Origin of the sequence: Ruminiclostridium cellobioparum DSM 1351 = ATCC 15832 (assembly GCF_000621505.1) — a bacterium.
Classification (GTDB): domain Bacteria; phylum Bacillota; class Clostridia; order Acetivibrionales; family DSM-1351; genus Ruminiclostridium; species Ruminiclostridium cellobioparum.
In genome coordinates, this window is record NZ_JHYD01000052.1 from 1 (window position 1) to 15,023 (window position 15,023).

At 39.9% G+C, this 15,023-nt stretch carries 13 protein-coding genes and 1 pseudogene; 11 read left to right on the forward strand and 3 right to left on the reverse strand.

From position 1 onward, the window contains the following. From T344_RS31270 to T344_RS0117500, 3 genes and pseudogenes are all read left to right on the forward strand, one after another. Nucleotides 1–1,151 (forward strand): annotated as a pseudogene (locus T344_RS31270) (hypothetical protein); the annotation flags it as partial. Between the two features lie 59 nt (nt 1,152–1,210). Further along, nucleotides 1,211–1,558: a hypothetical protein gene (locus T344_RS0117495; protein ID WP_027629781.1), complete on the forward strand. Its 348-nt coding sequence runs from the start codon at nt 1,211–1,213 to the stop codon at nt 1,556–1,558. A gap of 406 nt (nt 1,559–1,964) precedes the next feature. Further along, on the forward strand, nt 1,965–2,177 hold the full coding sequence (locus T344_RS0117500; RefSeq protein WP_027629782.1) for a hypothetical protein: 213 nt from the start codon (nt 1,965–1,967) through the stop codon (nt 2,175–2,177). Between the two features lie 130 nt (nt 2,178–2,307). On the opposite strand, the gene T344_RS0117505 is transcribed toward T344_RS0117500, so the two are convergent. Further along, nucleotides 2,308–2,535 (reverse strand): alpha/beta-type small acid-soluble spore protein, encoded by a 228-nt coding sequence (locus T344_RS0117505; protein ID WP_027629783.1) that lies wholly within the window; start codon nt 2,533–2,535, stop codon nt 2,308–2,310. Nucleotides 2,536–2,836: 301 nt separating this feature from the next. Between T344_RS0117505 and T344_RS0117510 the strand changes: the two genes are divergently transcribed. From T344_RS0117510 to T344_RS0117525, 4 genes are all read left to right on the forward strand, one after another. After that, entirely contained in the window at nt 2,837–4,192 is a 1,356-nt protein-coding gene (locus T344_RS0117510) for a glucose-6-phosphate isomerase (protein WP_479692233.1), read from the forward strand. Nucleotides 4,193–4,337: 145 nt separating this feature from the next. Further along, entirely contained in the window at nt 4,338–4,922 is a 585-nt protein-coding gene (locus T344_RS0117515) for a hypothetical protein (RefSeq protein ID WP_027629785.1), read from the forward strand. Nucleotides 4,923–5,091: 169 nt separating this feature from the next. Next, nucleotides 5,092–6,366 carry a bifunctional folylpolyglutamate synthase/dihydrofolate synthase gene (locus T344_RS0117520; RefSeq protein ID WP_027629786.1) on the forward strand — a complete coding sequence of 425 codons (1,275 nt, stop codon included), beginning with the start codon at nt 5,092–5,094 and terminating at the stop codon, nt 6,364–6,366. Between the two features lie 33 nt (nt 6,367–6,399). Then, on the forward strand, nt 6,400–7,554 hold the full coding sequence (locus tag T344_RS0117525) for a tetratricopeptide repeat protein (protein ID WP_027629787.1): 1,155 nt from the start codon (nt 6,400–6,402) through the stop codon (nt 7,552–7,554). Between the two features lie 123 nt (nt 7,555–7,677). On the opposite strand, the gene T344_RS0117530 is transcribed toward T344_RS0117525, so the two are convergent. Together T344_RS0117530 and motA are read right to left on the reverse strand one after the other, a co-directional pair. Then, on the reverse strand, nt 7,678–8,424 hold the full coding sequence (locus T344_RS0117530) for a flagellar motor protein MotB (protein ID WP_027629788.1): 747 nt from the start codon (nt 8,422–8,424) through the stop codon (nt 7,678–7,680). Between the two features lie 40 nt (nt 8,425–8,464). Beyond that, nucleotides 8,465–9,262 carry a flagellar motor stator protein MotA gene (motA, locus tag T344_RS0117535; RefSeq protein WP_004628369.1) on the reverse strand — a complete coding sequence of 266 codons (798 nt, stop codon included), beginning with the start codon at nt 9,260–9,262 and terminating at the stop codon, nt 8,465–8,467. A gap of 250 nt (nt 9,263–9,512) precedes the next feature. On the opposite strand from motA, the gene T344_RS0117540 reads away from it, so the two are divergent. The 4 genes from T344_RS0117540 to T344_RS0117555 all read left to right on the forward strand — a co-directional run bounded on the left by T344_RS0117540 (nt 9,513) and on the right by T344_RS0117555 (nt 15,000). Beyond that, nucleotides 9,513–10,589: a patatin-like phospholipase family protein gene (locus T344_RS0117540; protein WP_027629789.1), complete on the forward strand. Its 1,077-nt coding sequence runs from the start codon at nt 9,513–9,515 to the stop codon at nt 10,587–10,589. 169 nt (nt 10,590–10,758) lie between these two features. After that, nucleotides 10,759–12,744 carry a methyl-accepting chemotaxis protein gene (locus T344_RS28585; RefSeq protein ID WP_051571996.1) on the forward strand — a complete coding sequence of 662 codons (1,986 nt, stop codon included), beginning with the start codon at nt 10,759–10,761 and terminating at the stop codon, nt 12,742–12,744. A 149-nt stretch (nt 12,745–12,893) separates the two neighbouring features. Continuing rightward, nucleotides 12,894–14,393, forward strand: a complete 1,500-nt coding sequence (gene thrC, locus T344_RS0117550; protein WP_027629790.1) for a threonine synthase — start codon at nt 12,894–12,896, stop codon at nt 14,391–14,393. A 166-nt stretch (nt 14,394–14,559) separates the two neighbouring features. Then, nucleotides 14,560–15,000 (forward strand): ACT domain-containing protein, encoded by a 441-nt coding sequence (locus T344_RS0117555; RefSeq protein ID WP_004628406.1) that lies wholly within the window; start codon nt 14,560–14,562, stop codon nt 14,998–15,000. Nucleotides 15,001–15,023: the final 23 nt, after the last annotated feature.

Sequence of the window (15,023 nt, forward strand, 5' to 3'; positions counted from 1 at the left end):
AGCTGATCAGACAATACATACCCTATGCCGACAAAATACTGGACAAAATAGCCGGCTCAGGTCCGGTACAAGGCATAATGAAACCCCTGGAGGGACCAGTAAAAACAGTGGGAGGAATGATAGACCAGGTCACAGACCAGACAACAGGAATGGTGGACAGTGCCGAGAAAACAACCTTATCCAGCATGGGCAGCGGAGCCAAACTGATGACAGCCATGGGAATAGGCGGCCAGAGCAAAAACGAAAGCAAAGCAGGCGGCAAGGAAACCGGACAGGCCCAGGGAGGCAGTAAAGCAGAAGGCGGAGGAGACATCTTCGGAACCGTCAAGAGCGGCATACATAACAATCTCATGACACTAGGCCTCATAAACCTTAAGAAGCTTGGAATGCAGATACTGGCAGCCGGAGCAGCCAAAATAACAGGCGCCATAAGGAAAATGCTCACTCCGAAGGTCAAATTCAAGCTGGGCAACGAAACCCATGAACTGTGGGTGGAAAAAGGCCAGAACAGAAATGTTGTTATGATGGCCAGTGATGAAAAAACATTGGAAGATCAAATTCAAGCAGGAAAAGTAAAAAAAAGTGTGGAATTAACTAATAGTATAAATGAAGCTGAAAATCCGGAAAATGAAAAAATAGTCAATTCTAAGCTAAAGAATGTAACACTTAAGATGCAATCTCCTACGGAAGCTGATGACGTTAAAAATACGCTGATATTATACGGCAAGGGGGTTGAAACTGTTCCGGGTAACAGAAAAGGAGATTTCAACAAGTGGTTTAATTCACTTACATCTAATGAATTTGATGAGTTATGGAAGAATCCAAGTATTAGAGAAACTATTGAAGATAGACTTAGAAAACCTGGAAAGCTTCATGAATGGCATTTAGTATCTAGAACTCCAGTATTTAAAAGGTGGGGTGTAACAGCTGATCAAATTAAGGATATGCGTACATTAACAAAAGATACAAAATTTGTTAATCCAATAGGTATTCATGGTGGTGATGGCTCAACAACAGCACATAATGAACTTCTAGACATCATTGATTCGTCGAAAGATTATGATATGTTTAAACGAAGACTTCAAAACTGGGCGAACTATAGGTTGGAACGAGGTGCAGCTGCTTTGCCTGGAGATCTTAAGCGTATCTAAATAAAAGATAACAATTTAGTTTTGGTCAAAGGAATGGTTAAATTGTTAGGAGGTAATATATGAAAAATAAAGAAATTAGTCTCACATTTAAAGAATATGCTTTGCTTGAAAGGTCACTTAGGGGAGATGTGACTTTATCTCGTAAATTAAGCAATAATCAAAGCATAAGTAAGAATAGTCTAGTTATAGAATTACTGGAAGAAATACGGTCCTTTGAATATGACGAAGGCACAGAAACACCTTTAGAGTTTAGAATGTATGAAAATGGCCGAATACTTTTAAGAACTATTACTGAAAAATTATATCCAAATGAAGCAGAGAGATATCTAAAATATATATCTGAAAAAAAGCTGGTTAACCTGAATGATTTGGAGGAGGATATATTAATAACTATAAAAATTATTTAGGATTAGATACCTACTTAATACCTATTTGGGGAAACTTGGATGTTAACCATGGATTAAAAACAAATGCAAAGAGAAATTTATTAAATTAATTGAAAAGGTCTTATACAGATATATTTTCCTGTTGAGATCTTCTCATTTAAAGTAGAATTTAGTTTCCAAATACTATGGGAAATGGAAACTTAACCTACAACAACAGTTTATATACAATGAGATAATGAAACCAAGCTAATAGTATTTGAATAACTGACCTCAAACATAATTAATCGTCTACTTTCAGAAAAGGTTGGAGCGGAGGTTTACCAATTATAAATTTAGTCTTATTCAGAGAGTACGAATAAACTACTCCCTTAGTAGGACTTTCTTTTTGACAATATGGTATAGAGCAAGCTCCACCGACTAACTCCCTATGAATACACTACATGCAATAGTTTCACGGTTTATATGGATCGGAAGCTTCCTTGTAAAAGGCCTGTTCGGACAGCTGAGGGGCTTGCCCCAGGAGCCAAAGGAAGAAGAGGAAAAAGAACCGGCAGCGGGCCGTGAGGAAAAAGGACTCATAAAAGTACTGCATGCCCTGACAAAAGTCTTGAACGTCCTCAAAGACAAATTGCATATGTAGCGGCAAGTTGAATAAGCTCTGCGGTAGAAGGGCTGCGTTATTACGCAGCCCTTCTACCGCAGGCAGGGAGTGATATGATTAATTCACTCTGTTTGATTTCTGGAATGAGAACATTGATGGCAGATACTGCTTATTTATTTTTAACGCTGTTTTCGTAAAATTCAACCATTTTTTTGGTCATTTGTCCGCCGATAGGACCGCCTTCTGAGCCATTTTGCTTAGCTGTAAGATCACCTTTATAATGGTCGTTGTTTTCTTTTGTGAATTGAGTTCTGCCTATTTCTGCAGCACATTCCATCTTGAATTTGTTTAATGCATCTCTGCTATCTGGAACAAGTGGTGTCTTTGGTCTTGACATAATAATTCTCCTTTTTTGGTCAATATTAATTAAGGAAGTTATTCAGGAACAAATGTTAAAGTCAGTTAAAAAATGTTCCTGATAATATTCTGCAACAAAAAAGCATTTTGACACCTTGTAAATATTTCGATAATTGGGTCAAAATGATAAAAGATTGATAAAGCACTTTTAAAAATGTATAAAAATTGGAATAAAACTTTTAATTAGAAAATTCATTTGGTATACTAGAAAAGATAAAAATTTTCCAATGCAGAAACGGCAATAATGAAAAAATTATGGATTTGTAATACGGGAGGGCAATTTGATGGAAAAAATAACTTTTGACAGCTCAAAAGCTTCAAGTTTTTTGAGCGAATATGAAATCAACTATTTTGAAGGTTTTGTAAAACAGGCTCATGAGATGCTGCACAGTAAAACCGGCCCCGGCAATGACTTTTTAGGCTGGGTAGACCTGCCTCTGAATTATGACAGAGAGGAGTTCGCCAGAATAAAGCAGTCGGCTGAGAAAATCAAAGCGGATTCAGATGTACTTATAGTTATAGGTATAGGTGGATCATACCTTGGCGCAAGAGCAGCAATCGAAATGCTTTCGCATTCCTTCTACAATATGCTGCCAAAGAGCAGGCGCAAAACTCCTGAAATATATTTTGTGGGAAACAATATCAGTTCGACTTATGTGACAGATTTATTGGAGCTCATTGAAGGCAAGGAAGTGTCGGTAAATGTCATATCCAAATCAGGCACCACCACCGAACCGGCAGTCGCGTTCAGAATTTTCAGGGAATACATGGAAAATAAATATGGCAGGCAGGAAGCCCGCAAGAGAATATATGCCACAACCGACAAGGCCAGGGGAGCTTTGAAGAAGCTGGCCGACGAAGAAGGCTATGAATCCTTTGTTATTCCGGACGATGTCGGCGGAAGATTTTCGGTTTTGACGGCTGTAGGTCTTTTACCAATTGCAGTATGCGGAGCCGACATTGACAAAATCATGCAGGGTGCTGCCGATGCCTGCAGGCTGTACAGCAATGTGGATTTCAAGAACAACGACTGCTATAGATATGCAGCAGCCAGAAATGCTCTTTACAATAAAAACAAGACTACAGAAATTATGGTTAACTACGAGCCGTCACTTCACTTTTTTACAGAATGGTGGAAACAGCTTTATGGAGAAAGCGAAGGAAAGGACCAAAAGGGAATTTTCCCCGCAGGTGTTGATTTTACGACAGATCTGCACTCAATGGGCCAGTATATACAGGATGGCCTCAGAAATCTGTTTGAGACGGTAATACATGTGGGAAAAGCAAAGAAAAGCATTACAATCAAAGAGGACAAGGACAATATTGATGGTTTGAATTTCCTTGCAGGCAAGGAAATGGACTTCGTGAACAACAAGGCCTTTGAAGGAACCTTACTGGCCCATACCGACGGAGGAGTACCGAATTTCGTTATTAATGTACCTGAGCTAAATGAATACTATTTCGGAAACCTGGTATATTTCTTTGAAAAAGCGTGCGGTATAAGCGGATATATGCTGGCAGTCAACCCCTTTGACCAACCGGGTGTGGAAGCTTATAAGAAAAACATGTTCGCACTTCTGGGAAAACCGGGATATGAAGAACAGAAAAAGCAGCTTGAAGCCAGATTGGGCAAATAATAAACATCTTATTACAGCAGTTAAAGGCGGCTCACAAGAAAAAAATTATTCTTATGGGCGGCCTTTTTTGTTCACAAATAAGTACAGTAAGTATATAATGTAATCAATTGTAACAGCATAAATGGTGGGAAAAGGAGCAGACCGTATGGATAAGCAGATAAAGCTGAAGCTGTCAAATATAACAAATAAAAATAATTCCGATGTATCAAGCTTCTCACTGATCTATTCAGGAAAAAAGCTGGATAAGCCGGAGGTAAGCTATCAAATCATCTCAGCGCTGAAAGCAGAAACATTTTTGTTTCTGGAGCTGAACAGCACCCTGCTCAATATGGGGACAAATGATAAAATGGTGCTGGCTTCGAAATTCAGAGAAGAACTTCAGAATTTCGGCATACAGTTCATAAGCAAAAAGATTACGGATAATGAGAAACGAAGGGTACTGTCCATCGCTCTTGAAGGCAGAAAAGTAGAAGGTTATGAAATATATGCACTGATTCCCAATGAAATATGGTGCGATCCCGAATTTAAAAAAGTAATACCTGAAGTTGGTATCAGGTATTATTTACCTTTTGAAAATTCAGAGAGTAATCTGTCTGCTTTTGTGGATCTTGACGAGGAAGAAAAAATAAAAATTTCCAAAATGGTTATTTTTGATCATGCTTTGCTGGCCAGTATGGGAATAACTACAACACATCTTGCAAAAACTGATATAGACCAATTGCTGAAATAAATCGGGGTTTAGAAACCTGCTGGAAATATTTATCTGTAAATTAATTAAAGAGTCTTAATTGCGTTTACATTTTTGTAATTGACTGTATTGGAAAAAACTGATATTGTTTATTTGTACGTCAGAGATGCAGCTGTGATTGATCTTTTACAATTGGAGGAATCGGAATACCATGAACTATGAAGAAGCGATGCAATACATACATGGTACCCTGAAATTTGGAAGTAAACTGGGATTGGAAAGAATTACCGAGCTGATGGAGCTGTTGGGAAATCCCCAGAAAAAATTAAAGTTTGTGCACGTTACAGGTACAAACGGCAAGGGCTCAACTACGGCGTTTATCAGCAATATTCTAATAGATTCAGGTTATAAAACAGGTATATTTACATCACCATATATACAAAGGTTTACAGAGAGAATAAAAATAGATAATATTGAAATTGAGCCTGACGAATTGGCTGATATTATAGAGTTGGTCAAATCTAAAATCGAAATTATGGTGAAAATGGGGCTGGAGCATCCTACTGAATTTGAAATTATTACAGCTGCAGCTTTGGAATATTTTTACCAAAAAAATTGCGATATTGTAGTTCTGGAGGTCGGCCTGGGAGGGCGGTATGACTCCACCAACATTATTGATTCTCCCGAAGTATCGGTAATTACTACAATCAGTCTGGATCATACAGACAAACTGGGCGGCACTCTGGAAGAAATAGCATATATAAAGGCCGGCATAATCAAGCAGGACAGTGATGCCGTCGTATACCCCCAACCGGATAAAATAATGAGAATTTTCAAGGATGAGTGTAACAAACAGAATTCATTTTTTCACGATGTATGTTTTGAAAGTTTGAAATTAAAGGAATTTGGCCTTGGAGGGCAACTATTTGACTACAAGGATTATAAAAATCTTCAGATCAGGCTCCTTGGGGATCATCAGCTTTGTAATGCAGCAGTGGCAATTGATGCCTGTGAAGTTTTAATAAATAAAGGTTATAAAATTGCAAATACTAACATCGGTAACGGTATTGCCAAAACTGCATGGCCCGGCAGACTTGAAATTATAAATACTCAGCCTCTGGTGCTTATAGACGGTGCACATAATCTGGAAGGCGGGCAGGCATTAAATGCCGCACTTGAAAGATACTTCAGTGACAGGGAAAAGGTATTTATAGTCGGATTTCTGAGGGACAAGGATTACCAGCACATAATGGAGCTTCTGGCGGGAAAGGCCAGGCTTATTATTACCGTAACTCCCGACAATCCAAGAGCAGTACCGTCCGGCGAACTGGCAGAAAAACTTGATAGATATTCCAGGAACGTTAAGGATGGAATTACTTTAGAGAATGGCTTGAAACTGGCCCTGGATAGTATGGATTCCGACAGCATGATATGTGCTTTTGGATCGCTGTACATGATAGGGCGGATCAGAGAAATTTTTAAATAAAAGTATTCATATACTTGAAGGGAGCCGATTTTCATGGATCTGAATCAGGAGATCAGAAGTTTCACACCTATAGACATTGATAAATTATCTCAAGACAACCAGGTATCCGAGAAAATAATTGATTCTGTTAGAGCTTATAACAAGGCGATTGAATATCTCAGGACGGGCAGTGAAGATATTGCAATGATCGAACTGAAACGGGTCATTGCGGTAAACCCTGATTTCTATGAGGCAGTCAATCTCCTGGGACTGTGCTATGCATATACAAATCAGATGGATAAGGCTCAGGAATTGTTCGGCAAGGTTGTCAAGGGAGAAAATAATGTTTTGAAGGCGGCCGATTATCTTAATTATATCACAGACGGGGACGGCGGCTCTTCAAGAAAGAGTTCAAAAGCAGCCAGGAGCAGTGCCATGAGAATAAAAGCCCCCGAAGCTGCTAACGGCGATGCTGCAAAAAAAGAAAGAGCTGTGAGAAAAAAGCAGGATACCTATAAAGAGGAAGAGGTCCGGGCCGAGTATATCCTTTTTAAAAAAATCGGAGATCTGCTTAAGAGGCCTCAGATTGCATTGGCTTTCAATTTATTCGGGATTGTATGCCTGGTAGCGGCTTTGATATTCTTTGTACTCACCATGAGGAATCTGGAGAAAGAAAAGACAGATAATGAGCCTAGTCCCAACACAGTGGTCAATGAAAACCTGGATAAGACGCTGGAAGAAAACAAAAAACTGCAGGGACAGCTTGATGCGGCCAATCTTGAATTAAAAAGCTATAAGCTCACAGATCAAATAAACGAGATATCCACCCTGTATAAGCAGGGAAAAACTGCCGAGGCAGTGGATAAATTGGGCAAAATCCCTGTGACCGAACTCAATGACGATCAGAAGAAGAAATATGATTCGGTAAAAAAAGATGTATATCAAAAAGAAGCATCATCATTATATACTCAGGGTAATACCCTGTTTAACAGCAAGAAATATGCCGAAGCAATAGAAAAGCTTGAAAAGGTATTCATTCTGGGGGACAATTGGAGTTTTGGAGACAAAGCGCTCTATGTGCTGGGTAAGAGTTATGTGGAGACGGGAGACAATCAAAAAGGGGCTGAAGCTTACCAGAAGCTTATCGAGCAGTATCCCAAATCCTCGTACGTAAAATATGCCAAGAGCAGACTCAGCTCCATTCAATAGACAGTTATTAAGTTTACGTAAAAAAACGTGCCTGAAATTTGTCGGTTTATCACAGGAGTTTCACCTACAAATTCAGGCATGTACTTTTAATAGAGCTTTTCATTTTTGAAATTATTTTTTGCCTTATTTTGAGATGGTCATTTTTTCACTGTTACTTTCATTCAATGGGTATTTTCGGATGAGGATTATTTCGACCCTCCGGTTTTTTGCCTTCCCTTCATCAGTTGAATTATCGTACTTTGGTGAATACTGTCCATAACCCTCAAAAGAGAATCTGGCAGGCTCCAAACCTCCGTTGTCAATAAAGAAGTTCATGACATTAATTGCCCTCATGGCACTTAAGTCCCAGTTGGAACGGAATTGTGAAGTTCTTATGGGAACATTGTCGGTGTGCCCAACCACTTTTATGTCATTATCCAGGTCTTCAAGCATTTCGGAAATATGCAGCAGCATTGGATGTACATCGGTCAGCACCTCAGCTTTCCCTGAATTAAAAAGTACCACATCCTGGATAGATATACCCAGACCCTTTTCACCTAAAGTAACACTTATTTTGTCTGAATAGCCGCTTGATTTAATTTCTTTTTCAATATCCTGCTTTATTTCAACCATTTTATCTTCTTCCTGCTCATTCAGGGTCGGCAGGTTATCCATTGGAATAAGGGAAGTTCCGTTTTTTTCGAGAACACCCGATCCTCCGGAGAAAATAATATTAAACTGCTGGCTGACCTTTTCCATCTTTTCAACATCCAGCTTACTCATGGCAAACATTACTATAAATAGAGCAAGCAGCAGAGTAAGCATATCTGCGTAAGGAATCAGCCAGGTTTCATCAATGTGCTCCTCATGATGCACTTTTTTCTTTGACATATATTAGCCTCCATTAGCCGAATGCACGCTAAAATAAATTTTATTCCGCCTTTGAGGGAGTCTCGGTACTCTGTTCAAGCTTGGCCCTCTCTTTTGGTTCCAGCATTCCTGACAGTTTAAGAATAATGCTTTTTGGATTTTCGCCTGCCTGTATGGACAATACACCTTCAAGGATAATTCTCATGATGTTTATTTCCTCGTGTGATTTTCTTTTTAACCTGGAAGAGAAGGGATGACATATGACATAACCGAAGAATATGCCGTAAAGTGTGGCAACAAAGGCGGCAGCTATCATATGGCCAAGTTTTTCAGTATCATTCAGGTTTCCCAGCGCTCCTATCAAACCGATTACGGCACCCAGAACTCCAAGTGTGGGTGCTGCACCGCCGGCAGTTGAAAAAATACTTGCCCCTGCTCTGTGTCTTTCCTCCATACTGTCAATCTCATTGTTCAGGACTTCTGTAATGTACTCCTGCTCTATTCCGTCGATTACCATGCCAAGTCCTTTTCTCATGAATTTATTGTCTATGTTCTGTAAAACCGATTCCAGGGACAGAAGACCATCCTTTCTTGCAGTTTGGGAAAGGTCGGCGATTTTTTCAATTATTTCGGCAGAGTTTTCTTTTTTCCTTTCCCTGAATAGAACAGATGCAATTTTGGGGATTTTCAGAAATTCCTTTTTAGGAAAGGAATTCATAACCGCAGCTGTTGTTCCTATTAAAATAATTATGGCAGCAGCCGGGTTTAACAGAACAGAAACATCAGCACCTTTTACAATCATTCCCACAACAACAGCCAGGAATCCTACAACGACACCAATCAGTAAGAATATATCCATTTAGCACCTCTAATTTGTATGTATTTTAGTAATAATTTGATAACTGCTTAAAGACATGATTGTTAAGCAGCAGGTCATAAAAACACGATTACATAAAATTTTACCATGAGCTGTAAGTTTTGCAAACCTTTTTTCAGAATTAAATTAAAAATTAACTTTGTGAAGTTTACGGGGTTGTTCAATATACTAAATATTTCAAAGTGATAATATATATACAATAGAAAGATTTATGTTTTTGGGGAATTTCAAAATGAATATTATTAATCCATTAAATCTGGTACTCAGCGGCGGAGGCATAAAGGGAATAGCTTTTGTGGGAGCATACGAAGAGCTTGAAAGAAGATACAGAAAATTTGGAAATATAGCGGGCGTTTCAGCGGGAGCCTTGATTGGAGCCCTGATCGGTGCAGGATATACCTCCAGGGAGTTGATACGGATTCTAAAGGAATTTGATTTCAGCATATTGAAAATAAGGAGCGGTGAATACTTAAATACTACTATCAGCGGGAGAATAAAGAAGCTTCTGGAGGAAAGGAATACTCTCAATGACAGTGATATAGAAGCTTTGCTGTATATGCAGGATTATCCTGAGCTGCAGCATATCAAAAGAAATAAAGAGGATTTTAAAGGGATAAGAGGCAATTTTCTGAGCAATTTGATCGCATTCAGTCAGGAAAATGCTTTTCTGGACGGTGATTTGCTTGAAAAGTGGGTTGCCCAGCTTTTGGCCAATAAAGGGATATATACCTTCAGCGACTTCAGGGGAGGCATTGCCGACAAGGTCAACCCCAGAGGCTATAAGGTAAGAATGACCGCTGTTGATGCCAACATAGGAAAGGTGTTGGTGCTCCCGGATGACATAGCGCTGTATAATATTGATCCCGATAAGTTTGAGGTGGCAAAGGCCGTAAGAATGAGTACTTCAGTTCCGTTTGTTTTCAGGCCCTGCGTGCTTATGAAAAAATCCGGTAGCTTTTTGAAACAGCATTTTATTATTGATGGAGGTGTTCTTGACAATTTCCCCGTGTGGCTCATCGACAGCGCGCAGTCAAATATTATCGGGCTCAAGCTGGAGGGTAAGGAACCCAAGGAATTGCAGAATGCCGAGAACATGTTAAAAAAACTGCTGTCGGCTTCACATGATACGGGAGTTCCGAAAAATTCCTACAACATTGATAACATAGCCCACATTAATACCGGCAGCATTTCCTTTCTGGATTTTGATATCAGCCCTGAAAATATGCAATTCCTGTATGAACAGGGGAAAATCGCCGTACAAAAGCTTCTTATAAATATGTACAAAAAAAATAGAGGCGGCTGGAGGTGAAATTTGTAATTTAAAGTAACTGAAAAATAAGGAAATGAAGGCCTAATTTTGGTGTTAAGTTGACATTGACATTAAATTTACAAGATAGTATATTTAGGAAAAAACACTTATATTTGTTGCTATTTTGTCAAAGGAGATAAAATATTGACGGAATAATGGAGGGTGTCGGATGAAGCTTAAATTCAAACTTGTGCTTTTATTTATTGTAGTAGCACTTATTTCACTTATTCCTGTGGCATTGTTGGGTTATTCCTTTATCAGTAATCAGGCCGGCAAAAATATTGATTCAAAACTTTCAGTTACTGCTGTTGGAGTTGTAGACAAGTTAAACGGGTGGATCAGTGAGAATGCAAAGGTGGTTGAAACCATCGGTTTGGTGATTAATAATGCCGAAACCAAGGAAAATATTACAGTAGAACATTTACTCGCTCTTAAAGCAAAAACTAATTCAAAAAATATTTCAGATATATATGTGGGTTTTGAGGACGGCTCATTTATTGATGGTTCAGGTTGGACACCGGACAAGGATTATGATCCCAGAACACGTGCCTGGTATACAGGAGTAAAAGCATCACCCGATGGGCTTCATTTTTCCGAACCTTATCTGGATAAGGTGACAAATAAATATGCGGTTTCAATTTCATATCCGTTATTGGATAAGTCCGGAAAATTTTACGGCGTAATTTCTGAAGATATACTGCTGGAAACAATTACCGGCATGGTAACCGGCCTGGATGTGGATGGGATAGGTAAAGGCTTTCTGGTTGACGCCTCGGGGGTGGTACTGGCACATCATGACAAAGAAATCGTAAACACGAATTTTAAGGATAATGCACAATATAAAAATCTTGCAGCAGAAGTAATGTCCAAGGAAGCGGGACATATAGACTATAAATACAATGGTACAAACAAAATAATAGAGTACAAAAAAATACCCAGCACCAATTGGGTTTTTGCCCTGGAAGTTGAAGCTGACAAGGCTTATAGCGACATTTTTGCATTGAGAAATAATTTTATACTCATTTCTCTGCTGACTATTCTGGTAGTAATTTTAATTGCACTGTTGGTTGTACTGGCAATACTGAAACCCATCAATGCCTTTAAGAAAGCATTGGAGAACGCCGGCAGGAACAGGGACCTCACCGTAAAGTTCATGCCGAAAACCAGGGATGAGATAGCAGAGATGGCCCAGGCCTTTAACACTTTTACCGACAGTATACGCAATTCCTTCAACTCTGTGGTGGATGTGGCCAAAACAGTTGACAGCGATGTAACCGGGATTGTTGACAAAATGGAAAGTCTGAATGCAAGTGTGGAGGATGTGTCGGCAACCACTGAAGAACTTGCTGCCGGTATGGAAGAAACAGCCGCCTCCTCGGAAGAGATGACGGCATCAACAGCCGAAATTGAAAATGCGGTAGGCGAAATAGCCTCAAAGGCACAGGAGGGCGCCAGGTCTGCTGCTGAAATAAACAACAGAGCGGAAGAACTAAAGGCAACCGCCCGCCAGTCCCAGCAGGCAGCCCATGAAATACAGGCTTCGGTTGATGAAAAGCTGAGAATTGCCATTGAAAAGTCAAATGCAGTAGCTGAAATCAGTTCTTTGGCTGATGAGATACTTCAAATCACATCGCAAACAAATCTTCTTGCACTGAATGCGGCTATTGAAGCAGCCCGTGCAGGTGAAGCCGGAAAGGGCTTTGCTGTGGTTGCCGATGAAATAAGAAAACTGGCTGACGATTCCAAAGACACTGTTGTCAGAATACAGGGAGTCACAAAAACGGTAATTGAGGCGGTTGAAAACCTGAAGTTAAGTTCGGGTGAAGTTCTGGAATTTATAGAAGGCCGTGTGGTCCAGGATTACGAGAAAATGGTAGCCACCGGCGAACAATACAGCAAAGATGCTGCTATGATCAATGAACTTGTAAACGACTTCAGCGCTACCTCGGAAGAGCTGCTGGCTTCGGTTCAGGATGTCGGCAAGGCCATAGGAGAGGTCACCAGAGCTGCCGGCGAGGGAGCCGAAGGGACTACAAACATAGCCCAGAAGACTTCAGAAATAGTGGAAATGACCGAATTGGTCACAAGGCTTGCCGGAAATTCGCAAACCGGTGCTGAAAAGCTTCATTACCTGATATCACAGTTTAAGCTGTAATAATCAGTACTGTTCATTGGTTATGCATTTGCATTTTTTGAGCATTTATTATATTATAAGGGGTAATGAAACAGGAAAGATCACTAATTACTCTTAGAAAACAGAAAGTTTGAACCAGGCATCATGGGTTCACCTTGCAGGAGGTAAAAATGTTATATAGAAGCACCAGAGGGAATTGTTCTAATGTTAGCTCGGCTGAAGCCATAAAGAGAGGGCTTGCAGCTGATGGAGGCCTATTTGTTCCGGAAAAGATCATTCATTTTGATAAGGACCAAATACTGAAAATGAGTGAAATGACATATCAGGAAAGAGCTCTCAATATTCTGGAAGGCTATCTGGATGATTATACACTTGGTGAGTTGACCGATTGTGTAAATCAGGCATATACCGCTCAGAAATTTGAAACAGAGGCTATAGCACCTCTGCATAAGCTTTATGATTCAGTTAGTGTTTTGGAGCTTTGGCATGGACCTACAAGTGCTTTTAAAGACATGGCCCTGCAAATCCTTCCCCATTTCCTTGTGAAGGCTTTGAAAAAGACAGGTGAAAAGGAAGAAATAGTTATATTGGTGGCAACCTCGGGAGATACCGGTAAAGCAGCTCTTGAAGGGTTTAAGGATGTCGAGGGTACAAAAATCATCGTATTTTTCCCCAGTGAGGGTGTCAGCCAGGTGCAAAGGATGCAGATGGTTACCCAGGAGGGGGGCAATGTCTGTTCAATAGCGGTAGAGGGTAATTTTGATGATGCGCAAAACGGAGTTAAACGGATATTCGGTGATGAAGCTGTAGCTGCTCTTTTACATGAAAACGGCTATAAGTTCTCATCTGCAAATTCCATCAACTGGGGAAGACTGGTTCCTCAGATAGTTTATTATTTTTCGGCATATGCCGATATGCTCAGGAATAAGGAAATAGAGATAGGGGAAAAAATAAATTTTGTTGTTCCCACAGGCAATTTTGGAAATATCCTTGCAGCCTATTATGCAATGCAGATGGGATTGCCTGTGAACAAGCTGATATGTGCCTCCAATGATAACAATGTTCTTACTGATTTTATAAATTCAGGCGTTTATGACAGGAACCGAGAGTTTAAGAAAACCCTGTCGCCATCCATGGACATACTTATTTCCAGTAACCTTGAAAGGCTGTTGTACCTGATTACAGACGGGAACTCGGAAGCGGTTTCGGGTTGGATGGGCAAATTAAAAAATGACGGAGTTTACTCTGTAGACCAGGAAACCAAAAAGAAGATACAAAGTGTATTCTGGGCGGGTTCCTCAAACGATTCGGATACATTAAAAACCATTGAGAGTGTCTATGCCGAAACCGGATATGTTCTGGATACACATACGGCTGTTGCCGTTGATGTGTATGACAAGTATGTCATATCCACAAGTGATGTCACCAAAGCGGTAATTGTATCCACTGCGAGTCCTTTCAAGTTTAATGAAAGTGTGGTGAAAGCCATAGCCGGTGAGGAGGCAGTTGCAGGTAAAACAGAATTTGAACTGCTCTCGGTACTTTCTGAGAAATCGGGGCTTGCAATTCCGGCTCCGTTAAAGGAACTCGACAGGAAGCCGGTGCTTCACAAGGAAATCTGCCGGCCCATGGATATGGCCGAAAAGGTTAAGCAGGTACTTAAAGTATAGGATAAGCAGCACTTCATATATAAAATTGAATAGTATTCCAGCTGTCAGGGAGTATTAATCTTAAATAAAGATTAATACTCCTTTTTGTGTTGCATTAATAATAAAAATATGCTAATATTACACGTAGGAAACACAATTGTACGCATCAGGTGGACAGGAGGGCTTAATGAAACAGGAAGCGGTATTTTTTTTAGTTGATTCTGTGATCTTGCCGGAGGTTTTTGCCAAGGTCATTGAAGTTAAGAAAATTCTCAGCACAGGCAGGATTAAGACCGTAAATGATGCTGTAAAGGAAGTCGGAATCAGCAGAAGTGCTTTCTACAAATACAAGGATTATGTTTTTCCTTTTTATGAGACATCCAGAGGAAAGGTTATAACTCTTTTCTTTGTAGTAGAGGATTTTTCCGGAATACTTTCAAGTATTATAAATAAAATCGCTGTCGCTAATGCAAATATTTTGACTATAAATCAGAATATTCCCATCAATGGTCTTGCAGATGTCACCATATCCATCGAGACCTTTGAAATGAAAGAGGATATTCAGAATATGATGGGTGAGATAAGCAAAATAGAGGGTGTAAGGAGATGCGAAATATTGGCAAGGTAGCGGCAGGATAAGCGGCTGCCTCA